Origin of the sequence: Paenibacillus marchantiae (genome assembly GCF_028771845.1) — a bacterium.
Taxonomy (GTDB): domain Bacteria; phylum Bacillota; class Bacilli; order Paenibacillales; family Paenibacillaceae; genus Paenibacillus; species Paenibacillus marchantiae.
This window is the reverse complement of sequence record NZ_CP118270.1, coordinates 6,798,091-6,822,686: the sequence shown is the minus strand read 5'-3', so window position 1 is coordinate 6,822,686 and position 24,596 is coordinate 6,798,091. Positions and strand designations below refer to the sequence as shown.

Sequence of the window (24,596 nt, the reverse complement as noted above, 5' to 3'; positions counted from 1 at the left end):
AAGGGGGAGAACGTATGGGACAAAAGACGGGATTCAAAAAAGGCGCATTGCTACTCTCTGCATCATTGGTATTGAGTACGATTCTGGGAGCTTGCTCCACGGACAAAGCAGGTTCAGGAACAGCTGCGGGTGGCACGGATCAGATCACGATTATGCTTCCGAACTTTGAAGCGGAGAATCCGCCGGATAACAGTCCTGTGATTCAGAAGCTTGAGGAATTGACCAAGATGGATGTGAATCTGCAATGGGTACCGAGTAGCTCCTATGAGGATAAATTCAATATCACACTGGCTTCGGGCAAGCTGCCCGATGTTATGGTTGTGCTGGGTAAGTCCCCAAGTTTCATTAATGCGGCTCGTACTGGAGCTTTCTGGGAGCTTGGACCTTATTTGAAAGACTATCCGAACCTCAGCAAGATGAATGAAATTATCACTAACAATGCTTCTATCGATGGCAAAACCTATGGCATCTACCGCGCACGTGCTCTCGGACGTAACGGTGTCACGATCCGCAAGGATTGGCTGGAGAAGCTTGGTCTGGAAGAGCCAAAGACCATTGACGAGTTCTACAATGTATTGAAAGCGTTCACGAAGGATGATCCAGACGGCAACGGTAAAGACGATACCTACGGTCTGGTGGCGAGCAAATTCACAGGTCCTTGGGATAATATGCAGATTTGGTTTGGTGCACCCAACAAGTGGGGCGAGGATGGTAACAGAGGTTTGATGCCGGCACACGAGACTCCAGAATATATGGAAGCTTTGAAATTTTTCCGTCAAATCTATAGCGAAGGTCTGGTCAACAAGGACTTTGCCGTGATGGATGCAACCAAGTTGTCCGATCCGTTTGTGAACGGGCAAGCAGGCGTAATGGTGGATGTAGCAGATAACGCACAGCGCATGGATCAGAAGATTCTGGAGAAAGATCCGTCAGCAACTGGGCATGTGGATGTGCTTCAGGCAATGGAGGGGCCGAACGGTTTGCGTGACATGCCAACATCCGGCTATTCCGGCATGATTGCCATTTCCAAAAGCAGTGTCAAAACGGAAGAAGACTTGAAAAAGGTACTGAGTTTCCTGGATCAGCTGAATGAACCTGAATTGCAGGCGCTGCTGGGGAACGGTCTGGAAGGCAAGCAGTATGAGAAAAAAGAGGGTTACATCATTCCGACAACTGACAAACTGGCGCTGCGAGATGTACAGGGTCTGAATCAGATCCTTATGTTTATTCCAGAGGACAAAACACTTCGTGTGCAACAGACACCTGTTCGCGAAAAGGTTGCACAAGTGCAGAAAGCCAATGAGGAAATCGTCATTGCTAATCCTGGCGAACCGCTGATTTCCGATGTGTATGCCCAGAAAGGACCACAGCTGGATAACATCATTAATGATGCCCGTATCAAATTCATCGTGGGGCAAATTGATGAAAAAGGTTTCCAGGATGCTGTAGCACTGTGGAAAAGCAGTGGTGGCGACGATTATGTCAAAGAAGTGAATGAGCTGTACGCTGCACTGAAGTAGATTGATGTTCCAGAGCCCGGCAGCCTTTCTTGTAGTGCAAAGGTGGCAGCCGGGCATTTCCGTGTATCCCTAGTTAGTTCAGGCTATTTAAAAAACGATCTTCATCTCTTTTTTTGTGAATTATAGCTTCCAGTATTTAGATTTTGATGTATAATCAATGCAAAACAAACCTATTTGAACTTAAATGAACGTTATCGGTAGATGGACGACCACTCTTGCACATACAGGGAGGAAGCGACATGTGGAACGGGGATGCATTTGAAAATCCCGAGGCGCAGTACCGGGTTCATCCCTTTTGGTTTTGGAATGGGGATATGGAAGAAGGGCAAATCAAACGACAAATAGCCGAAATGTCTGCACAGGGCGTAGGTGGTTTTTTCATCTGTCCACGTCAGGGGCTGGAGATTCCCTATCTGTCCGAAGCATGGTTTGACAAGGTACGGATTGCAGTGGAAGCGGCGGCTGCCTGCGGTATGCAGGTATGGTTATATGACGAGTATCCCTATCCAAGTGGGATGGCTGGCGGTGAGGTGACACTTGATTTTCCCGAGGCGAAGCAGCGCCAGCTTGTGCATCAGCAGATTCGTGTTCATGGCGGAGATACAGTGGATCATGAGTTGCCGTGGGGTCGAATTCTAGTGGCGAAGGCAATACCCAAGGATGCGCAGGGCAAACGATTGTGGCATGAATCCATTGATTTGCGCAATAACATCGGCAATATCCAGACGGATCAGGTCTATCAGGAGACAGGACTCACGTCGTATAATCGAAAGCGGTTTTTTACATACCGAACGGCTTTCCGCCTGTCATGGAAAGCTCCCGCTGGGGAATGGGACGTGATTATATTTCAGGAAGAAGAGATGGATGATTTCAAATATTACGGCAACTTTGTAGACCCGTGTCACAAGGAAGCGATGAGCCGTTTTATTGAACTGACCCACGAACGGTATAAGGAAGCAATTGGAGAACAGTTTGAAAGCGTAATCAAAGGCATGTTCTCCGATGAAATTGCGCCGCTTGGGCGTATCCCCTGGTCTCCACAGCTTCCCGGCTATTTCAGTGAACGCTGCGGTTACAGTCTGATCGAGTCCCTACCTGCTCTGCTGCATGGCGATGTCCCAGACGCAGAACGTATCAGGTATGACTATTATCAGTCGCTACATCTGCTGCTCAGGGAGTCGTATCACAAACAGGTACATGACTGGTGTGAAGAGGCAGGGATTCAGTATGCGGCAGAAGTGCCCGGGGTACGTATGACCACGCAGTTGTTCAGTCATATGCCAGGTGGAGATTCGGCACATGAGAAAATCGGACGCTCCTTATCCTGGATTCTGGAACGGTATGGCAAGAAGATGCGCGACAATCCGAAGATGGTCAGCTCGCTTGCCAGACAGCTTGGCCGAAGCCGCAATCTGATTGAGTGTTTTCACAGTGTGGGCTGGTCGATGACTTTACAGGATGCCAAATGGATGATTGACCGAATGGCAGCCATGGGCACCAACTTTTTTAATTTCCACGCCTTTTTCTATACCATCGGCGGACTCGCCAAGCATGATGCACCGCCGTCCCAGTTTTTACAGAACCCGTATTGGCGTCACTTCCGGCAGTTGGGAGATTACACAGGACGTTTAAGCTATCTGATGAGCACCGGGACTGCGGATATTCGTATTGCCGTGCTTGATCCAACGACCACGTTCTGGAGCCTGATGGGCAATCCGTTACACGGGTTCGAATATGGCGGAGAAGACGAAGCAGAACGGGCGAAGCTGGATCGTCTCACGAACGATTGGATGCGGATCACCTCGCATCTGCTCGAAAACAGACGTGACTATGATCATCTGGACCCCGAGTTGTTAGCGGAAGCTGTGCTGGCCGAGGGCACAATTCAGATTGGTGTTGCACGTTATGAAGTGCTGATTCTTCCGCCGATGCTGAACCTGGAGGCGGCAGCCTGGCAGCAGGTGAAGCAGTTCGTAGAACAGGGGGGGACGGTTATATCGGTAGGTATGCCGCCGCATGTAGCCATCCAGCCAGGAAGCCCTGCAGGAAATGAGGCTGCACAGTTCTTTGGTGCAGGTAACCAGCCGCACGAGGCATATTGGGGCAATACGGGAGAAACAGGTCATGACAGCAGCGAATTGATGTGGCAGCAGGGACAGGGAAATGCCTATTTTCTACCTGCGGGAACAGGTCGCGGGGATGACTTCTCCTTGGAACTGATCTCCCTGCTGCTGGATCAGGTACTGCCCGAACCGATCTGTTGGATCATGGAAGAAGAAAGTGCGTCGCTGCTTATGCAGACCCGTCAATTATCGGACGGAGAGTTTATGATCTTTTTGTCCAACCAGGAAGGACAACAACTTGAAGGGCAATTGAAAATGGTAGCCAAGCGGTTATGGACGGATGTGGATCTTTCGACGGGTACACGTCTGCTGGCGGAACGGCTCGATTTGGAGACAGGACAGCGTGAATCATTGCCGTTTACCAGCAGTGGTGGTGAATGGTGCATTTCGTTAAAGCTTGCTCCCTATGAAGCACATGTGGTGAGGCTTACTTTACAACATGCTCAAGAGGCATCAGAGGGGAATTCTTTTGCTCTGAACCAAACAGGGACGAAGTCTGGCGCGGATCGTTTAGTTACCGAGACTGAGAACGCACCCTATACGATTCAGCTTCCTGCGGAGGGGCCATGGCGACTGGAAACGGTGCAGTCCAACACTCTTCGAATGGGAGAGTTCAACGTAACAGCTTCCAATGACAACGGTGTAATTTTTGAACGTAATCATGTTACAGTCAAGCCCTTTATTGATCAGGCGGCTGAATTGTCGGAGAACCATCATCTGCCGCTCCAGTTTAATCAGGTATTTGGTACACCGAAGAAAGCATCCGTTGCCTATCCAATCCAGTGCAAGTATACAACTACATTTGAGCTTAGAACGGCATTGGCAGAATGTCTGTTATTCATGGACAGGGCAGCGATATCAGGTGACTGGACCATGGAAATCAACGGTCAACCGATCGGACCTGATCTATTTGAGCCAATTGAAATTACCGATCACCATAATATTGGCTGCAATATAACTGAGTTGTTGCGCAGTGGCCTGAATGAAATGATCGTTACCTTAGAGGTCACGAGGGATGAAGAAGGTATCGTTGATCCGCTGTATCTACAAGGGCGGTTTGGCGTGGAATTCCATCATGAAGGCATGGTCTCTCTCGTTCGTGAGCCGGATACGTCGATCCGAATTGGGCCTGAGCCACAGCCGTTGTATCCCCATTTTGCAGGAGAGATGAGTTACAAACGAAGCTTCTGGGTGGATCAGCCTGCTGAAGAGGTGGCGTCTTTTGAACTGGAATTCAGTAACTGGCAGGTGCAGGATGTGGTAGAAGTACGGGTGAATGGTTACAGTCTGGGCGTTCGATGCTGGTCTCCATATCGCTGGACGGGAGAAGCCTCGTGGCTGCGAGCAGGGGATAACGATATTGAAGTACGAGTTACCAATACACTAATTGGACTGCTGGAAGGTACTTATTTTGACTCGGGCAGCCACAGTTTGCAGGAAGCCGGTCATATATCAGCTGAAGAATAAACCTCCCAAGATAAACGGATTTATTCCCAAAGGAGAGATAGCACATGAGCTAAATAGAGTTATGTGCTTGTAGTAACAGGTGGAAGAGCGGTTTTTTTTATACAGTACTAGCGAAGCAGTGGTTGGATCGTTGATCTGCTGTTATACAGAAAGGAAAATGAAAAGCCTCAAAAAAGCAATTGAAGTGGGAGGAGGAATAAGATGGGACATCGTATCCAGTTTGACCGCTACCCAGGTGGCGTGATGAAGGCCTTGACGTTCAGTTATGACGATGGTGTGGTGCATGATCGCAGACTGGTGGAAATTTTCAATCAACATGGGCTGCGGGGCACATTCAATCTGAATTCCGGTACCCTGAGCAAGCCTGGCCGAATTGAGACGACAGAAGTTGCGAAGTTATATGCCGGGCATGAAGTGGCTGTACATACGGTCACCCATCCCACATTGCCCTATGTCCCGGATGAGCTGCTGACCGAAGAGATCATGGAAGATCGGAGATCGCTGGAACAGCTTGTCGGTTATCCGGTACGAGGTATGGCCTATCCGAATGGAGGTTATGACCGTTCACTCAGCACCAAGCTCGAATGGCTTGGCATCGATTATGCACGCACGGTTGAATCCCACGGCAGGTACACACTGCCTGAGCGGCCGCTCGAATGGCATCCAACCTGCCACCACAACCATGATTTGGCGGCCCATGCCGAACGATTTATCCAGCATACGAAGACAGGTACGCCACTCTTGTTATATGTATGGGGTCACAGCTATGAATTCAATGATAACGACAATTGGCAGATTATAGAGCAGTTTGCTGAGCAGATTGGTGGCCGGGATGATATCTGGTACGCAACGAACATCGAAGTGATTGCTTACTGGAAAGCGGTCAAACGCCTGGAGTGTTCAGCAGATAGGTCCATCATCCACAATCCGTCCGCGATCACCGTCTGGTTTACGGCGGATCAGCAGGTGGTTGAAGTGAAGGCTGGCGAGACATTGCGACTAACCGAACGAATCAAGGTATAGGAAGGGAGCTGATGATCATTCGTTATTTTCATGAGAACGAGGCGATTGCAGGCAAGGTGTATGATTCAATTCCGGATATTTTGACTACCGTGGCACAGCGTTATATTGGGGATCATCCGAAACACTCCTTTTTGTTCCGAGCGTACCACCGTGGAGGCTTCCGCAGACTGGGGGATTATCGTTATGATCTGAATCTGGATGCCAAGTGGAAAGAGGCTCGTGCAGGACAGTACGTATACGTATGGGGCAAGTTGTGGAGCCAGCAAGAGGCTACGTTAAATACGGGACTGAATTGTTATAGTCCGGTGACGGTCTATGTGAACGGAGAAGAGATTTTCAAATCTGAGCTATTGCAGGAATTATTTCCCGAGCGCAGAACCCAGATTCCGATTTCCGTGAAATATGGCTGGAACGATGTAATGCTTTGTTTTGTAAAAACAGAGGTGGGATTCGGCGGGATCTACGGAACGGCCTCATTTAAAAACTTTCCGCTTCACTTCCTCACACCTGGTGTGGACCACCATGGACAGGAGGGCTGGCTGTACTCGGAACCCGTCGATGAACCTTTATCATCACTCCCTCGTGATGGCATGACTGAAGAAGAAACGGGCCTGTCCTGGTATCCGCGCAGGGACTGGACAGAAGGGGAACAGAACGCTGGAGCTTTCGCCAGAATCTTTGGGACAGAGCAGCCTGCTGTTGCGTACGCATGGTCCAAACTGGATGTCATCCAACCGGGATCGTCACCTGTTCTTTTGCAAGGAAAACATGAAGGTGCTCTCACCCTGTACGTTGATGGCAAGGAGATATATTCCGCTGGGCAAAGCGGCAATTACCGCATTGAACTGCCTTGCCGCTACGGTCCATCTGATCTGGTAGCAAAGGGTGAAACCAAGGCTGGGAGCGAGTTGTGGGGATTCACACTGGACGATGCGAAGGATTCCACTGCAAAAGGATGGAGATTAAGACCACCTCATCCGGTTGCAGGATGTCCCGATGCGTGGCTGTATACGGGTGCATTTTCCCCAGGCTCTGAACCATCTCCCCAAGACATCGTGGTCACAGATACCGTATTTGATGATGGAGCCCAGGGCGTGTACTGGCATGTAGATCTTCCTGAAACGAGTGTCCGTCCCTATTTGGAAAATACCCATTATGGCAAATGGAATTATCCACTCGGTGTTACCCTCCTTGGTCTTCTTCAGATTGGACAGGAGTTGGGACGTGACGACTATGTTCAGTATGTGCGGGACCATATCGGCCTGAGTACATCGTTTGACCGTTATGGTCTGTGGGATCGGGAAGGGTACGGCGCCGCGGGAATTAATAATCAGCTGTCTGCAATCGACAGTCTGGATGATTGCGGTTCGTTTGGATCTACTTTGCTGGCAGCGATGGAACTCGGCGACATTCGTGGAGGCAGGGATACCGCAGATCGTATTGCGGGCTATATTACGGATGAACAGGAACGTCTGGAAGACGGGGCCTTTTACCGTGTTCGTGGCAGCGGGGAGATGCGCCAGGAAACGATGTGGTGTGATGATCTGTATATGAGCACACCTTTTCTGATGCGGTACGGTCAGTTGACGGGAGATACTTCTTATTGGGAGGATGCAATCAACCAGTTCCTGATGTTCCGCAAATATCTGTATATTCCCGAGCAACAGATCATGTCCCATGTGTATGATTTTGTGCGTGGACGGGCGACGGGCATACCATGGGGACGCGGAAATGGATGGGTTCTGTTTTCGCTAACCGAACTACTGTCGATTCTGCCAAGTGATCACGTCAAACGGCCAGAACTGCTGAGCTTCTACCGGGATTTATGTCAGGGGTATCTGGCGCTGCAAGGTGAAAATGGTCTCTGGCATCAGGTGCTGAACCGCCCGGATTCATATGAGGAAACCTCCTGCACGTCGATGTTCATCTACGCTTATGCCCGCGGTATTCGTGAAGGCTGGCTGGAGCAGCCAGAGGCCTACCTGGATGCGGTGCGCAAAGGATGGGAGGGCATGACCCATCTGTCCATTGATTATAAAGGCAACGTCTACGGTGTATGTCGGGGTTCTGGTTACTCCTTTACCGCACTTTATTACCGGGACGATTTGGGATGGATTCTGAACGATACGCACGGTATCGGCATTGTGCTTCTGGCCGGGATTGAGGCGTATAAAATGAACCAGCAGCTCTGCGAGGCGTCTATCGATTCTTCGGTTACAGCCGTGCAGCGCTGATGTTTGATTAAGTCCATATGAAGTGAAATAAGACTATTTAGGCAACTTAATTGCCTAAATAGTCTTATTATTGTTCTATTGCCACAATTATTCTGGATATTCTGGATCAAACGACAAATTTTGATAGATAGTTACAAAATGTATTTATTATAATAGGGAAGATCCAATTATTCTGTCATAGGGAGGAATTGAATTGAAAAACAAAGGAAAATGGAAAAGCTGGACTGGAACATGCGTATTAGGTCTGGGAATATTGTGTATGGCTTCATCAGTACAAGCGGCAGGCAAAACGACCTATGTATATGATTCCAACAATCGATTAACATCCGTGACGACCGCTAATGGAAAGGTATATACATATCAGTATGATACCAACGGAAATCTATTAAAAATAGTTCAGCGATAGGTCAGCTTGAATTCTTAAATTATCGTAGTAGGGACGATCCAAAGTTAGTGCGCGTTCGTCCAACGGGGAAGTACAATCCATATGAGGAGAGATTAATGATATGAAAAAAGGGCTATCCATCCTGCTTATTTTCGCTTTTTTGGCATCCATGTTATTTCCGCCAGAACCGGGGATACAACGTGCTGTAGCTTCTCCATCCTATGACACACCGGATACCGTGAGTGTGACAGAAGATGTATACGGTAATGCTTCATTGAACCCAGCGTTGGGAAGCGCTGTGGATTCGAATGATCTGATCACCATTACGACCATATCTGAACGCTTTCAAGTGGAACGGGACTGGATCGTTCTTGAACTGGGCAAAGGCTACGCACTAAATGAAATCTATCAGGCATTACTTGCTCAGGAGCAAGGAGGCTCCTATGAAACATACATACAAGAGAAATATCCAGACACCATGAATCATTCATTAACAGTTAGTCCTGAATCAGTTACATTTGAAAACGAACCCGGTTCGTTGGGCCGGGTGGATGAGCCCTCGGTGACAGAGGCTACATACAACGATGAATATGTGTCTCCTTCTGTAACAGACGAGGTGTATGCATCACCTCATTCATTCGCTCTCGCTGCCAACGGTTATGATGACATTGCCTTGCAACGTCAGTCCATCAAGTTCGATCAGGCTCCTTATGGAGTGGGATCGGTAAATGATAGTATCTCTACGAGCGATGGCTCGCTCAATATAAGTGTGGTGGATCTGGTCATGCCGGGGGCCAACGGTCTTGATTTTACTCTGCGTCGCAAGTATGACAGCTCGCTGGGCAAGGACCAGATTGGTGCGAGAGTAAATCCTGATTTTAAAAACACAACCGAATCGACAACAGAGGAACAAAAATTTCCAATCGGTAAAGGCTGGACCTGGGATTTGCCTTATGTGAAGCATGAAGGTGGTGGGACGTATGTTCACATTCCGGGAATGGGTACATTTGCCCGTCCTGAAACGGGCGGATTGGCAGGGTATCCATGGGAGAATCTGGACTTTGGACTTGTACACTCCGATCTCTATGTATCGGGAGAAAAAGCGTACTATGTTTTAACAGATTACAATACCGGTATTGTTCAATATTTTGATCAGGCAGGCAACATTCTGCAAATTCGTAATCAGTATAATAACACCATTGAATTTTATTACACTACCAACTTCAATTACGGCACCGTTCTGAGTTTTGTTATGAGTCGGGCAGGCAAGGGACAGCCTGTACAGACGATGGATTTTTCATACAGCACCAATCAAGTCAAAGTATCCTTTGATGATCGGGTGGTCACCTATAAAACACGAAATGTGACGAGTAACAATCGTACACAACGATTGCTCGATCACGTCATTGATGCAGAAGGAAGAATAACGAAGTATGGGTACCTTCGATGGAATGGTCTCCTTTTCAACCTGATTGATTTCTACAAGGATTATACGGGAGAAAATCAGCAGGTCTATTGGGGATGGAATGACTGGCTCGTGTTGGCCTCCATTGAGCATCCAACCAAAGCGATGACGCAATATACTTTTGGTGGGACTGTACTGCGAAAACTGGGGCCGACTGGTGCGGAGACTCAACCTCGATATGGTCAGCGCAGAGTGTACTACAGCACAGCGGGACAGGAAGTATCCAACCAAATCAATGTGAGTTATAGCGGCGATATTGGTGCGATATACGGACAAAACAATACCTTTACGACGACGGTGGAGGATGGGCTAACCCGCAGCGAGTACAGCTTCAAGAAACAATTTGTTGCACATAACAAACCGGACGTCGTCTATAACACACAAATCAGCACCCGCGCCATCGAAGGAAACCAGCGGCGGGTTACAGCCTATACGTACAATGAAGCCGCTTATCGGAATGTACCAACCCGCATTGAAGAACGTTCGTATGATACGGCCGGTGCCTCCAGTGCAGCGGTGACTTCACTCCAGTATAACGACTGGGGGCAGGTGATTGCCCGAACGAATCCACTGGGTGCAACGATCAAGTCCACTTATGAGATGAAGTTTTTTAGCGGATACGACTTGTCACCGCTAATCGCCCTTACCCAAAGTACGGAAACGGGCGGTAGCAGCCAGCAGGCAACCACCAATTACAGTTATGATTCGGTTACGGGATCATTAACACAGTCCGTCATACGGGACAGTCAAGGCAATCTTCTGGGCCAGACTAATTATCAATATGATGGATACGGGAACCCGATTGTGCTCCAACTGAAGGGAGAGACGGCGGATACCATCGTTCGTCAGGAGTTTGGTTACAAATCCATGTTGCCTACCCGGCAGGAAGCCCAAGTTACGGATGCGGCTGGGAAGAGTTCTACCGTTACTGTGCAAGCAGGGTATAACGCCACTGGTGAAATGAACAGCTATAAGGACGGCAATCAGAATACGACAACGACGACCTATGATAAGCTTGGGCGTGTCATTTCTGAGAAGAATCCGGACGGAAGCATGACCACCTTGTCCTACGATGACGTAAATAATACGTTGACGGTAAAGACGCCTGATCTGAGCCAAACGGTATACCGTTTTGACCCGCTGGGCAGGTTGTCCAGTGAAACGAATGAACGGGGAAGCAAGACGTATACGTATGATGTCTATGACCGGATGATCGCTCAGACGGATGCCACTGGTCAGACGACAACGTATGTCTATGATGCATTCAATCGGGTTATTCGTCAGCAGGACGGGACGTCCACCACCCAAATGGCTTATGATGATGCGGCGCGTACCCTGACGATCACCGATGGGGAAAACAACCGGATTCGGGAGACGCACAATGTTATGGGTCAGGTGACCAAGAAGGAAGAGCTCAAGGCTAGCGGCAACGTAGCTCTGGCCACCTACACGTACGACAGCGTGGGCAACGTCATCTCCATCACTGACGGAAACGGCAACCTGACCACGAATGGCTATGATGCCTTGTCCCGTCTCACCTCGGTGACCGATGCCGAGAATAAAAAGACAAGTTACACTTACAATCTCGGTGGTGACTTAACCAAAGTAACCTATGCCGACGGAAAGACCGTCCAGAAACGTTATGATGAGATTGGACGTTTACTCGTCCAGACAGATCCCCTGGGACAAGTCACGACCTATACGTATGATGCGAATGACAATGTGACCAAGGTGCTGGATCGCAAAGGGCAAGAACGAACTTATGTATACAACAACCGAAACTTCCTGCTGGAGAACCGGGCCAGTGACGGAACGATCTCGTACACCTATGATGCCATGGGCCGGAGAACCGGTATGGGTGACGCTACCGGAAGCACGCAATATGTTTATACACCCGTCGGTGAACTGGAGCGTATTACTTACCCGGATGGGGCGACATTAACGCTGGGCTACGATGCCCGAGGTGTGCGGACCCGTCAGATCTTCCAGCAAGGCAGTTATACGCTCAACCTGGGCATGTCATATAAGGGAGCCTCGGCGCTACCAGCAACCCTGAGCTTGACGAACGGTAGCGGAACGGCCCTCGGTAGCTTCGCGTACACGTATCGCGGCAACAACAATCTGGCACAAAAAAGTGCAGGGTCCGGTTGGAAGGAAGTCTATACCTACGATGGCCTGAACCTGAAGGGACTCACGCATACATTCCAGGGAACGAATGGCCCAAGTTACAGTTATGCCTATGATAACAACCGAAATATGACGAGCAAAACAGATCAGGGGATTGCTTCCCAATTCACGTATGACAAGCTAAATCGAATTAAAACATCCAGCCCGTATCAGGAGACGTATACGTACGATGTGCGGGATAACCGGAGCAGTCTGGAAAGTGACCGGGAGTGGAACCCGCCTGTGCCAGCTTCTTATTCCTACGATGCTCGCAATCAACTCACAGGTGCTACGGTTAACGCTCAGACCGTGAGCTACCGTTACAATGGGGACGGTCTGATGACCGAGCGAAGTACAGGAGGTCAGACGACTCGTTACTACTACGATAATCGTGGACTGCTGGTGGCGGAAGGTACAGTCGGCAGTACAGGAGCGGTGCAGATCACGGTAGGGTACGTCTACGATGCCACCGGCAAACTGACTGCCAGGCAGATCGCCGGAGCAAATCAGCTCCAGTCCTATGTGACGAACGGACACGGGGATGTGACCGAAGTCCGAGATGCATCCGGCAACGTATTGAACCGTTACACCTATGATATCTGGGGCAACCCGGAAACAACAGAAGAGACCGTCCCGAACGTCTTGCGTTATGCGGGGGAATATTGGGATGAAGTGACTGGCCTCCAGTACCTGAGAGCACGTTGGTACGACCCGTCCACGGCTCGTTTTATAAATGAGGATACGGTGGAAGGGGAACTTACGAATCCATTGAGTTTGCATTTGTACACGTATGTGGAAAACAATCCGTTGATCTATGTGGATTCAAGTGGGTATGGCAAACGCCCTGCGAATAATACAATTGAGGGAATGGGACTTGGTAGTGGAAGTGCCAGTGGAGGGCGAATGACCCCAGGCGGAAGCATGGGTGGAGGTGGAAGTAAAGGTGGAAGCGGAACGTCTGGTAGTAAGCCGTCGACATCAGGTAAGGTTAGTGGTTCTCTGAATGGTTTAAGCAATGCAGAGAAGAAAGTTGTAAATGATCTGATTAACAGTGGCAAAAATGTTGAAATTATTCCGAAAGATCCATATTCAAAAGTTAAAACACCTGATTTTAAAGTCAATGGAATTAAAACAGAACTCAAAACTTTAGAAAATGCTAATATTAACACTGGTATAACAAGGATACAAAAAGGATTGAAACAAGGAGCAGACACAGTGATAATTGACGCTAGGGCCGCAGGATTAACTGTAGACCAAGCAAAGGAGATTATTAAGCGTGCTTCTGGAACATACTCTAACAAAACAATTCCTGGTAAGGTTGAAATTTGGACGAATGAGGGGAATATAACCTATCCGTGAGAGGAGTGCTTTTATGGCAAGATTACAATGTAAATGTGGTGCAACATTATCGAATTCAAAAGCACCTAATGACGTTGAATTAAGAGTGTATACAGATAAAGAATGGGACGATATTATAAATTTAGGGGACTTAATTGACCCAGTAACAATACCATCTCCTCGATACGATGTTTGGAGATGTTTACATTGTGAGAGAATTTATGTTTTTGATGAGGATACTGTAATAAAGACATATTTGTTGGAAAGCAAAGTTTAGATTATTGGGCAAATGTCTGTATTGAATAATATATACACCTTGAACGACCACTTGCTTTGAGCAGGTGGTCGTTCAACTAAAGTAACCTATACAGACGCAAAGACTGTCCAGACAACGCTTTGACGAGATTGGTCGTTTGCTCGTCCAGACCGATCCCTTGGTATACGTATGATGCGAATGACAATGTGACGAAGGTGCTGGATCGCAAAGGGCAGGAACGCACCTACGTATACAACAGCCGCAACTTCCTGCTTGAGAACCGGGCCAGTGACGGCATGATCTCGTACACCTATGATGCCATGGGGCGGAGAACCAGTATGGGCGACCCTACCGGAAGCACCCAATATGCCTACACACCCGTTGGAGAACTGGAGAGCATCACGTATCCAGACGGAGCTACGCTAACGATGGGTTACGATGCCCGAGGCGTGCGGACCCGTCAGACCTTCCAGCAAGGCAATGACACGCTCAATCTGGGTATGTCGTACAAGGGAGCTTCTGTACTTCCAGCATCGCTTAACGTAACCAATGGGAGTGAAACGACGCTCGGCAGCTTCGCCTACACCTATCGGGGCAACAACAGTATGGCCGAGCAAAGTGCCGGGTCTGGCTGGAAAGAGACCTACACGTACAACGGCCTGAATCTGACCGGGCTCAGCCATACTTTCCAGGGAACAAACGGCCCGAGCTACAGCTATGCCTATGATAACAACCGAAATATGACGAGCAAAACAGATCAGGGGATCGCTTCCCAATTCACGTATGACAAGCTAAATCGAATTAAAACATCCAGCCCGTATCAGGAGACGTATACGTACGATGTGCGGGATAACCGGAGCAGTCTGGAAAGTGACCGGGAGTGGAATCCGCCTGTGCCAGCTTCTTATTCCTACGATGCTCGCAATCAACTCACAGGTGCTACGGTTAACGCTCAGACCGTGAGCTACCGTTACAATGGGGACGGTCTGATGACCGAGAGAAGAACAGGAGGCCAGACGACTCGTTACTACTACGTAATCGTGGACTGCTGGTGGCGGAAGGTACAGTCGGCAGTACAGGAGCGGTGCAGATCACGGTAGGGTACGTCTACGATGCCACCGGCAAACTGACTGCCAGGCAGATCGCCGGAGCAAATCAGCTCCAGTCCTATGTGACGAACGGACACGGGGATGTGACCGAAGTCCGAGATGCATCCGGCAACGTATTGAACCGTTACACCTATGATATCTGGGGCAACCCGGAAACAACAGAAGAGACCGTCCCGAACGTCTTGCGTTATGCGGGGGAATATTGGGATGAAGTGACTGGCCTCCAGTACCTGAGAGCACGTTGGTACGACCCGTCCACGGCTCGTTTTATAAATGAGGATACGGTGGAAGGGGAACTTACGAATCCGCTGAGTTTGCATTTATACACGTATGTGGAAAACAATCCATTAATCTATGTCGACTCTAGTGGAGAGTCCAAAAGACCAGCAAAGAACTCTTTAGAAGGATTAGCATCTGGGAGCGGAAGTGCCAGTGCTGGCGCAGGTCGATCATCTGGAGGAAGTTTTGGTGGGGGCGGAAGTAAAGGAGGGGGGAGAGGAAGCAGTAGCAGCGGATCAAGTAGTAGTAAGCCATCGACATCAAGTAATGGGCAATCGAGCCAGGGGGCGGCTAAACTTTCGGATTCGATTAGTAGTAAAGCTTTTAAACAAATATTTAAAAAGTGGGGTAAACAAGGTGTCGACGCCTTTGTAAAAGCAGCAAATAAGGGATTAGTGGGCTCGCAAGGACAGAATGGAATAAAATTATTAAAAGGTGACGGATTAAGCATTGGTGGTAAAACTTATACTCATGAAATTAAGGTTTTGAATAAAGACTATGGTGATTATCGAATTTTTGGATATCTTGATGAGGCAGGTAAATTTATTTTTGATCAATTTAAAAAGGGATTACATTAATAATCAAGGAGTTGAGAAGTTTGAACACCGATGAACTCTTAAACTGGGCTTCAACGAACGATATAATTGAACGTGCTAAAAAAGCCTTTTGGTCATATATGGAAAACTATAAAATGGAGGAGCCGGATGAGTATAGAGAGTTATTTAATAATGTGGATTTGAATCTTCTAGATACAAACATTAGCAAAATAAGCTTAACAATTAATTATAGATTTGACGAGCCGATTAGTTTTGTATCTGTTTTTATAGAAATTATTTATGAGGAAGAAGAGTTGTGTATTTATGAGTCCTTATTTTCACTAGATGGAAGTGAGTTAGATGATTATTTAAGAATGACAAATTAGAAGAAAGTTCTATATTTGGTGGAGTTACGAAATTTAAATCAGGTATGAGTAGTGCTAGACATGAGATTGCAAAACAAAATGATGCCACTTACTCTCTATACTCAAATTCGCGGATTCCTCAAGCGATTAAGGATTGGGTTACAAAGAAGAGAATTGTCTTAAGGGATTTTTAGATTAAAAGGAGAGATGATCCATGTCTGTCTCATCATCTATTGAAATATTCTTATCAAAGCAAATATCAGGAATGACTATTCTAAGCAAATTAGAAAATTCGGTTGGTCGTATAACGATCACGGACATGCAACTTTCCTGCCCATCGGTGACGAAGATGATTATGGTTGGCAACACGTAAGTATTTCTAAAGAAGAGTTGTTAAAGATTCTAAGTACAAAAGAAAAGCAAAGAGAATTAATCGGGGTTGGAATGACTTGGAAGGATACGAATATAGGAGGCACTTTTTTAATTAGTGATAATGGCACTTTTGTAATGAGTCCTGATATTAATCGTAAAGTTGTTGAAGTAGAGAGTTACAGCAATATAACAGATATAAATTGGTACATGACCAAAATGATGCCTATATTTGGTCCATTATTTGAGTCAATTTCTTACTACAAACATGAATAAGTTCTTTCCCCTAATGAAACCTTGAGGCGAAACATCCTCAAGGTTGTTTTCTTATAAAAAATTAATCAGCACCTCTCCGCTTGACAAACCTTCGGAGAACGTATGGTTTGTGAGAAATGATTTCAGGTCTCAGGTCTTCTCGGTCAGATCAGTTATCAATATGATGGATATGGGCAATCCAACTGTGCTCCAACAGGAAGCCCATGTTACGGATGTGGACGGGAAGTAGGGATGAAGTGACAGGCCTCCAATAACTGAGAAGTGGTTTGGACGAACTGAGTGTCGGGCAATTTATTAGTGAGGATTTGCCCGAAGGTGAACTGATGAATCCGCTAAGCTTGAATCTGTAGCTTATTCTAGTTTAAATCTTGAGTTGAAGCTTAAAACAGTTCCAATTGCTCCGGCCCCTCTTCCTCCTCCCGCTCCGTACGGTCAGGAAAGGGCTTCACAGGCTGCTCCAGCAGCTCCATCATCATCTGTGCATTGGCAGCTGCGTCACCGCCCGAGTTGTTGTTGAAAATCACATAGACATCTTTGCTCTGCTCTTGCAATTGCTCCAAATAACCTTTCCACTCCAGCAGCTCTTCCTGGTTGTAGCGATACAGATAACGGGTCTCGCGCCAATTGGGTGCACCATTCTGATGCCAGCCTGATACATTGCGCCCATGCATACGTACCAGCGTCATCTCGGCATCGGTAGCTTCGGGTACAATAGGGATAGATCCTGGCCCCGCCTGAGGTTCATCACAGACGCTGTGAATCCAGCCTTGTTCCTTCAGAAATGCAAGCGTTCGTTCGCGCATGCCCTCTTCATACCAGCTGCGATGACGAAATTCGAGGGCACACGGGATGCCTTCCATTCTCAGTTTTACTTCACGCAGTTCATTGACATTGTCCCGATTGCATTCAAACCACGGCGGGTACTGGAACAAGGCCGCTTGCATCTTGCCTGCTTCCATGACAGGCTCCAGGGATTCGCGAAAAGCCTTATACATCTCCGAGGTGCTTGTGAAATAGGGTTTTCCCCGCAGATGTCCTGTCATCCCTTGATAGGCTTTGACGATAAAAGCAAAGGACTCCGGCGTCTCCGCTGCCCAGCGTGCCATCCGATCCCGAGGCTGAACGGCGTAGAAGGAACTGTCTACCTCCACGGTCGTAAAATATTGTCCATACAGACGGAGCTTGTCTTTCGCTTTGGTACGGTTCGGGTACAAATCTTCCTGATCTCCCCAGCCCGTAAGTCCAATCCGAATCATAAATAACACCTCCTGCTGCTTCTTCTGATGTCGCGTTATATTTCAACTTCTCATGGCGTTCATAAAATGAAAATACAATAGTGATTCTATATCAACTTCTATGTATAGTTAACCGATTCGCGTGGGCCTGACTATGTTTAACATTATATCGTGTGGTTTCCGGCCGTTCAATGTGGGCGACGCTTGGGAATTTTTGAGTTTGAAGGATAAAGACGGTACAATGGCTAAAAGCTATAGAGATATGATCCGGCTGATAGAACAGCGTATTACGGATAGTTGGGCCAGTGACCATGTGGAGGGCGATACGTAATGACGGAATGGTATGAAAAGAGTTTTGGAGAAGATTACCTTCTTGTGTACAAACATCGGGATGTGCAGGGTGCATATCAGGAAGTACATAAAATGATTAATTGGTTAAAGCTTCAGCCAAAGTCCAAGGTACTTGACCTGTGCTGTGGTATGGGCCGACATTCTCTGGCCCTTGCAGATGCTGGTTTTCAGGTGACCGGAATCGACCTGTCTGATGTGCTTCTGCGTGAAGCACGCAGCATGGATACCGAACATCGTGTAGAGTGGTATCACGCCGATATGCGCGAGCTTCCACTGAAGGGCGGATTTGACGCCGTGGTCAATCTATTTACCTCATTTGGCTATTTCCGAGAGGATGGAGAGCAACTAAGAGTGTTACGCGCCATTCATCGGATGCTGAAGCCGGGGGGCAGCTATATTATTGATTTCATGAACACGGCTTATGTGACTCGTCATCTGGTGCAGCATTCAACACGTGAAAGCGAAGGACAGAATATTGAGGAATTTCGCAAGATCCAGGATGGATTTGTGCAAAAAGAAATTCACATTACCGATACCGAATCGGGCCAAAAACCACGAATCTATCAGGAACGCGTCAAGCTGTACACTCGCGAACAACTACGTGATCTGCTTCACGAGGCAGGACTCGTGGTGGATCAGGTACATGGCGGTTATGATGAAGAGAAGTACGATGAGCAGACATCGCCGCGGATGATTTTTGTCGGTCATCGGCCGGAGCAGTAGAGTTGGAGGAGAATATTAATGAAGCGAACGGAATCCATTCCCATGCCAGCAGGCATGCATCGGGTCAAGATTACTATGGCTTTTCCACTGCGATGGGTGAACAGCTATGTGCTTCATGAACCGGATGGAACAATAACGATTGTTGACCCGGGACCACGCAGTGCTGAGACGGAACAGGAGTGGCACGAAGCACTCGCAGATTTAGATTTAACTTTTCAGGATATCAGTCAGATTGTACTGACCCACCATCACCCCGATCATCTGGGGTTGTCCGGCTGGATACAGCAGCAAACGGGTGTGCCTGTTCGAATGTCCATACGATCCCGCCAGGAAGCGGATTACATGTGGGGAACGGAGGCAACTATAAATACAGTTTTGCCTGAATATTATAGTCACCATGGAATGCCGGAAGACAAGACGCAGCAGATCCGTGAACATATGGAGGGATTCATCTCACAGATTACGCCACTTCCCGTAGTGACACCGATTGAAGATGGCGAATGGTTGGTTATGGGCGGGAAAAATTGGCGTGCTGTAGAAACAGGTGGTCACGCGCCAGGACATCTATCCTTCTATGCGACAGAATCTAGGGAGATCTTGTGTGGAGATGCCGTATTGCCGCAGATCTCACCGAATATTAGCCTGCAGCCGGGAAGTGACGATCAGCCTTTATTGTCTTATATGGAAGGGCTGCATCGACTGGGGGCTTTGGATGTAGAAGTGGCATATCCAGGGCATCGGAATCCGTTTGGCCATTTTGGCGATCGAACGGTTCATCTGCTTACTCATCATGAAGAGCGCCTTCAGAAGATGATGGAGCGAATCCGGGAAGCACCGACGAATGCGTATGATATCTGTGTGTTTATGTTTGGTGACCGATTGGGAACACATCAGCTTCGTTTTGCGATGAGCGAGACTTTGGCGCATCTGCAGGAATTGATCCGGCGGGAGCGTATAGTACAGGAGCAGCAGCCCGACGGAGTGTTCTTTTTTATCGAAAATACTTAGAATTACAAGACTTTGACCAGGAGAACTGCCTGTTCAGAGTCTTTTTTGCGTGTAACGACTCCAATAAATGAAAGCTTTAGTCTCTCTTAACCGTCCATTCATCTTCTTTTAAGCCAGCACTTCTATGATAAATGCATGAACTTCGCCAGAGAAAGCAGGGAAGAGCGATGACTAGGAAAAAACGAAACCAATGGAGAAAATGGCAAGCCTCAGCGGCAGCAACGTTGACCGTGGCTGCACTCTTTCAATATGTAAGAACTTCTGATGCCTTTGATGTCGCTTATGCGGCGGCTAATGGTACCGATATAAGCAGTACAGCTTCTACTCAGATAGATGCTCAGGATGATGTCATGGACGAATGGACGAACAACGCAGATGGCAATTCCGATGCATCGTCCAATGAGGGCTATAGCCTGGATGAGGGAACGGCCGATGGAAGCAATGCCATCGGTTCGAATCAAGGCAGGTCTTCGGGCGGTTGGATAACAGATCAGAACAGCAATCAGGATACAGACTCCGGATACAGCCGTGGCAATTATCAGTCACGCACGGGTGCATCATGAGCCGCACGGAGCAAGTCTCCCGTCTTCTTAAGTTCCGCTTCCGGGCGATGAACACGGACGTGGAAGTTCAGTTAGCCGCAGGACGGGAAGAAGCTGAGCATGCGGCAGCCTTGGTGAAGAATTGGTTCGGAGCGCAGGAACAGCGTTTCAGCCGATTTATGGAAGACAGTGAATTGAATCGTCTGAATCGTTGCACAGGATGGATGCCCATCTCCGCAGCAATGGATGAAGTGTTAAGTTTGGCATACGGATATATTGGACAGACGGAAGGGATTTTTCAGCCAGGTATTTCTCAGGCTCTACGGGCTTCTGGTTACGATGTCAGCTTCGAGCAGCTGCAACAAAGAGAGCTTCAGCAATCTGGAACTGAACGCAGATTGGACATTCGACAATTGGATATAACAGATATGCTGAGAGACGAATATGACTATAGCCGCCCACGTTGGATTCAAAGGGAAGGCAGCCGAATGGTTCATAAGGACCCCGGGACTGAGCTGGACCTTGGGGGCATTGTTAAGGGGTGGGCCGTTGAGCGTATCGCCGATTGGCTGCAACGTACACTTCATATTTCGGCCGGATTAATCAATGCAGGTGGAGATATTCAGGCATGGGGGACAACACTTCATCCGATGTGGTCCGTGCAAGTCACCGATCCTTATCAGGAGGAGCGTAATCTGATAGGGAATATTCAATTGAGGAAAGGTGCAATTGCTACTTCAGGAGTGGTACGAAGACAGTGGCAGAATACGGACGGAAGCCTTTCACATCACTTAATTGATCCCCGGACGATGGAGCCAGCAGATACGGATGTGCTACAGTGTACCGTTCTGGGCCAGCATGCTTCGCAATGTGAGATTATTGCCAAGACCGTCTGTATTTTGGGAAGTGCCGATGCAGTAGGTTGGTTAAACCGTCATTACGACCGGCATGATGTCCTGTGGATGACCCGGGATGGGAGCACTTATTTTAGAGGAAATACCGACACGCTCGCTGAACGCTGGCCTGGTTTCGATCCGGATCACCGCTTCAGTCTTATATAAACGACAAGTCTATCAGATATGGGGGAGCCGGTTATGGCGCAATGGATTGTAGATTACCTGCCGACGTGGAATATCATTCGAATTAGTGGGATCGCCGCTTATTTGCTGCTCTTTGCGGGGGTATTTCTGGGAATTGCTCAAGGCATGCCCATGGCTAAAGGCAAACCTAAAGCGGCCATGTTTAAATGGCATACCCGAACGACCTGGCTCGCCTTTGGACTTGGGCTCGTGCATGCGTTAACCCTATATATTGATCACTATAGTCCATTCACCTGGAGTGAACTGCTCATTCCGTTTACGGCTTCAGTACATCCGATCGGCAGCGGACTGGGCACGTTATCCTTCTATGGTTTGGTGATCGTTCTGCTATCCAGTGATCTGCGTAACAAGCTCGGCCGCAAATGGTGGTTTATGTTCCATATGTTGTCTTATCCCGTATTCATCGGTTTATTGTTCCATGGCATGGTTACCGGCTCTGATTCAGGCAATGTGATTTTGCGTCTGATGTATGTGTTTACTGGCTTGAGCATTCTTGGTATTACGGTACTTCGTGGCATGCTGAGAGAACGCAAAGGCCCGGAAATTACAATTGGACCCAGTCGTGTACAGCCTAAGCCATCAGCGGAACAGAAATGGGCTGAGGTGTATCGTTTGGCGGGAGCGGGAAGACAGGAGCATCTGAAATAGCGTATTACAAAAATAAGTGAATCAACACAAAAGAAGCGGCCTTCGTGGCCGCCTTTTTGTCATGATCAGAAGAAGTCTGATTGTTGAATTTACTTGGTTCGTTCATTTCCAACTCCTATTACACATGCAAATTATACGATATCATCGCTGACAGGTTTTTCTCCCAAAGCTTCTTCAAGCTCCGATTGTTTGCGATGCGCAATCCGGCTGCTGGCCGCTGAGGCAATGGCCCCCACGATATCATCCAGAAATGTATGCACAGGCCCGAGACTCTTGTCGTTTAAACGTTCAAGCACACCGGGTTTTAGCTTGTCTACATAACCGTAGTTCGTAAATCCGATACTTCCGTATACGTTGACGATGGAGAATGCGAGAATCTCATCCACGCCATATAACCCTTCATCATTCTCAATCATCTCCTGCAAAGGAGAAATGAGTAAGCCTTGCTCTGCCAGCAAGTCCAGTTGAATACCTGTCAGGACTGCGTTCTGCACCTCACGTTTGCGTAATACTTTCTCCACATTGTCGATACATTCTTCCATCGTAAGACCTGGGTAATACTTATTCTGCAGCATCATGACCAGTTCTGCGATCTCAGGGATCGTAACGCCCCGCTTGTGCAGCCATTCCCTCGTTGCCTCTGCCACTTTACGGCTATTCAGGCTGTAAGGGATTTTTTCTTGCTCCGGATGTTCCATGGGCGATTCCTCCTCTGAAGTTAGCAATGTCCCTACACTTGTATCCTAATACGTTATTAACCGTTTTGGGTTTCTTTGCTATCCCTCGATGGGGATGGAAAGCCTGTTTTCAGTTTTATGCATGATGAGCTTGTTTAAAAAGTAGTTATTTTTTGGGCAAAGGCTCGTATACATGGTAGTACAAACTGTAAAAATGATGAGGGGGAACGTGATCATGAGTAAGATCCGTTATTTGCGTACAGCTTCTGCAGCTGCGCTGTTGAGTATTCCTGTGGTGTTATCCGGATGTGGTATGTTTGGGGCACAGTCCTCCGAGGCTATTGATCCGCCGCCGCCGATTCAGGAAGCGGCCATGATTCAGGCGGCCGAAGGCAACGGATCACTTGCCAAGCTGCCACTTACAACCGTGTATCTGCAGGACCAGCAAGGTTTATTGGCTCCAGTATCCATGACGCTTCCGTCGGGCACGGACGTCAGCAGTCCCAAGACCGCTCTGGATACACTTGTGACGGGTGGTCCATATGCTGGGATGCTGCCTGAAGGATTTCAGGGCGTTCTCCCGCAGGGTACCGTTGTTCAGAACGTAACGATTCATTCGGATGATAAACTGGCAGTCGTGGAGTTCTCCGGCAATTTTGCCAAGTATGATGCCAAGAACGAGCGCAAAATGCTGGAGGCTGTCACCTGGACTCTCACGGGCACACCAGATGTGCAGAACGTACAGATTTGGGTAGACGGCAAAAAGTTAACGCAAATGCCAGTAAACAGCACACCGCTGCCGGAACCGCTGAATCGGGCGGTAGGCATTAATCTTGATTTGGGTGATACATTCACGACCAACAGCAGTCCGGTAACGGTTTATTTCTCAGCCGCTTCGCCAGCAGGCATTCAATATTACGTCCCGGTTACACGTCTAGTGACACCAGGTGGAGACCGGGTGCAGGCGGCGTTGAATGAACTGATCAAGGGGCCAGCCAAAGGCGGCGAGCTGGAAGAGGTTATGACGGGCGGAACGCAGCTGCAATCGGTCAAAACGTCTGAGGATGGAACCGTAACGGTTGCACTCAAAGATGATATGTTTACTGAGGGAGATGTCGTGCCAAGTGAACTGCTGCAATCCGTTGTATTGACTACGGCCGAGAATACAGCTGGCAAGGAAGCTAAAGTCCAGATCGAATGGAATGGGCAAAAGACAGTCATGAGTGATGATAATCGGGATTACAGTGCCCCAGTATCGAAGCCTGAATATATCAATGAAATTCCAATTTAATCCACAAAGGCGTTTTAGCCTACTGTTGGTAGAACTCTTTGGGGGACAGGATGCTTTTAAGTGAACTCTTTGGTAATATAGAAGGGATTAGTAAAAGTGTGAACAAGCTC

At 48.1% G+C, this 24,596-nt stretch carries 19 protein-coding genes; 17 read left to right on the top strand and 2 right to left on the bottom strand.

The window, feature by feature from the left end; genetic code table 11:
• Positions 1–14: 14 nt before the first annotated feature.
• The 11 genes from PTQ21_RS30655 to PTQ21_RS30605 all read left to right on the top strand — a co-directional run bounded on the left by PTQ21_RS30655 (position 15) and on the right by PTQ21_RS30605 (position 16,911).
• Positions 15–1,520 carry an extracellular solute-binding protein gene (locus PTQ21_RS30655; RefSeq protein WP_274568342.1) on the top strand — a complete coding sequence of 502 codons (1,506 nt, stop codon included), beginning with the start codon at positions 15–17 and terminating at the stop codon, positions 1,518–1,520.
• Positions 1,521–1,759: 239 nt separating this feature from the next.
• Entirely contained in the window at positions 1,760–5,110 is a 3,351-nt protein-coding gene (locus tag PTQ21_RS30650; RefSeq protein ID WP_274568340.1) for a glycosyl hydrolase, read from the top strand.
• Between the two features lie 201 nt (positions 5,111–5,311).
• A complete protein-coding gene (locus PTQ21_RS30645; RefSeq protein WP_269054062.1) occupies positions 5,312–6,133 on the top strand; it encodes a polysaccharide deacetylase family protein in 822 nt (273 codons plus the stop codon).
• An 11-nt stretch (positions 6,134–6,144) separates the two neighbouring features.
• The gene (locus PTQ21_RS30640) at positions 6,145–8,367 is read left to right on the top strand and encodes a glycoside hydrolase family 88/105 protein (protein ID WP_274568335.1); all 2,223 of its coding nucleotides are present in this window, start codon (positions 6,145–6,147) and stop codon (positions 8,365–8,367) included.
• Positions 8,368–8,560: 193 nt separating this feature from the next.
• A complete protein-coding gene (locus tag PTQ21_RS30635; protein WP_079696615.1) occupies positions 8,561–8,773 on the top strand; it encodes an RHS repeat domain-containing protein in 213 nt (70 codons plus the stop codon).
• A gap of 100 nt (positions 8,774–8,873) precedes the next feature.
• Positions 8,874–13,742, top strand: a complete 4,869-nt coding sequence (locus PTQ21_RS30630; protein WP_274568332.1) for an RHS repeat-associated core domain-containing protein — start codon at positions 8,874–8,876, stop codon at positions 13,740–13,742.
• A gap of 13 nt (positions 13,743–13,755) precedes the next feature.
• On the top strand, positions 13,756–13,998 hold the full coding sequence (locus PTQ21_RS30625) for a hypothetical protein (RefSeq protein WP_274568331.1): 243 nt from the start codon (positions 13,756–13,758) through the stop codon (positions 13,996–13,998).
• A gap of 119 nt (positions 13,999–14,117) precedes the next feature.
• A complete protein-coding gene (locus PTQ21_RS30620; protein ID WP_274568329.1) occupies positions 14,118–15,077 on the top strand; it encodes an RHS repeat domain-containing protein in 960 nt (319 codons plus the stop codon).
• Positions 15,062–15,943 (top strand): RHS repeat-associated core domain-containing protein, encoded by an 882-nt coding sequence (locus PTQ21_RS30615; protein WP_274568328.1) that lies wholly within the window; start codon positions 15,062–15,064, stop codon positions 15,941–15,943. The genes PTQ21_RS30620 and PTQ21_RS30615 overlap by 16 nt, the downstream gene beginning before the upstream one ends.
• A 20-nt stretch (positions 15,944–15,963) precedes the next feature.
• A complete protein-coding gene (locus PTQ21_RS30610; protein WP_274568327.1) occupies positions 15,964–16,287 on the top strand; it encodes a hypothetical protein in 324 nt (107 codons plus the stop codon).
• Between the two features lie 369 nt (positions 16,288–16,656).
• Positions 16,657–16,911, top strand: coding sequence for a hypothetical protein (locus PTQ21_RS30605; RefSeq protein WP_274568326.1), 255 nt, complete (start codon positions 16,657–16,659; stop codon positions 16,909–16,911).
• 380 nt (positions 16,912–17,291) lie between these two features.
• On the opposite strand, the gene PTQ21_RS30600 is transcribed toward PTQ21_RS30605, so the two are convergent.
• Entirely contained in the window at positions 17,292–18,167 is an 876-nt protein-coding gene (locus PTQ21_RS30600) for a DUF72 domain-containing protein (RefSeq protein WP_072735428.1), read from the bottom strand.
• Between the two features lie 309 nt (positions 18,168–18,476).
• Here PTQ21_RS30600 and PTQ21_RS30595 point away from each other — a divergent pair, with 309 nt between their 5' ends.
• The 5 genes from PTQ21_RS30595 to PTQ21_RS30575 all read left to right on the top strand — a co-directional run bounded on the left by PTQ21_RS30595 (position 18,477) and on the right by PTQ21_RS30575 (position 22,518).
• Positions 18,477–19,220 carry a class I SAM-dependent methyltransferase gene (locus PTQ21_RS30595; protein ID WP_063566693.1) on the top strand — a complete coding sequence of 248 codons (744 nt, stop codon included), beginning with the start codon at positions 18,477–18,479 and terminating at the stop codon, positions 19,218–19,220.
• 18 nt (positions 19,221–19,238) lie between these two features.
• A complete protein-coding gene (locus tag PTQ21_RS30590) occupies positions 19,239–20,228 on the top strand; it encodes an MBL fold metallo-hydrolase (protein ID WP_274568325.1) in 990 nt (329 codons plus the stop codon).
• 167 nt (positions 20,229–20,395) lie between these two features.
• The gene (locus PTQ21_RS30585; RefSeq protein ID WP_063566695.1) at positions 20,396–20,791 is read left to right on the top strand and encodes a hypothetical protein; all 396 of its coding nucleotides are present in this window, start codon (positions 20,396–20,398) and stop codon (positions 20,789–20,791) included.
• Positions 20,788–21,831 carry an FAD:protein FMN transferase gene (locus PTQ21_RS30580; RefSeq protein ID WP_274568323.1) on the top strand — a complete coding sequence of 348 codons (1,044 nt, stop codon included), beginning with the start codon at positions 20,788–20,790 and terminating at the stop codon, positions 21,829–21,831. The genes PTQ21_RS30585 and PTQ21_RS30580 overlap by 4 nt, the downstream gene beginning before the upstream one ends.
• Positions 21,832–21,864: 33 nt before the next feature.
• A complete protein-coding gene (locus PTQ21_RS30575; protein ID WP_274568322.1) occupies positions 21,865–22,518 on the top strand; it encodes a ferric reductase-like transmembrane domain-containing protein in 654 nt (217 codons plus the stop codon).
• 131 nt (positions 22,519–22,649) lie between these two features.
• Here PTQ21_RS30575 and PTQ21_RS30570 read toward each other — a convergent pair whose 3' ends face one another.
• The gene (locus PTQ21_RS30570; RefSeq protein WP_063566698.1) at positions 22,650–23,216 is read right to left on the bottom strand and encodes a phosphatidylglycerophosphatase A family protein; all 567 of its coding nucleotides are present in this window, start codon (positions 23,214–23,216) and stop codon (positions 22,650–22,652) included.
• A gap of 214 nt (positions 23,217–23,430) precedes the next feature.
• Between PTQ21_RS30570 and PTQ21_RS30565 the strand changes: the two genes are divergently transcribed.
• Positions 23,431–24,486: a GerMN domain-containing protein gene (locus PTQ21_RS30565; protein ID WP_063566699.1), complete on the top strand. Its 1,056-nt coding sequence runs from the start codon at positions 23,431–23,433 to the stop codon at positions 24,484–24,486.
• The last annotated feature ends 110 nt before the right edge of the window (positions 24,487–24,596 follow it).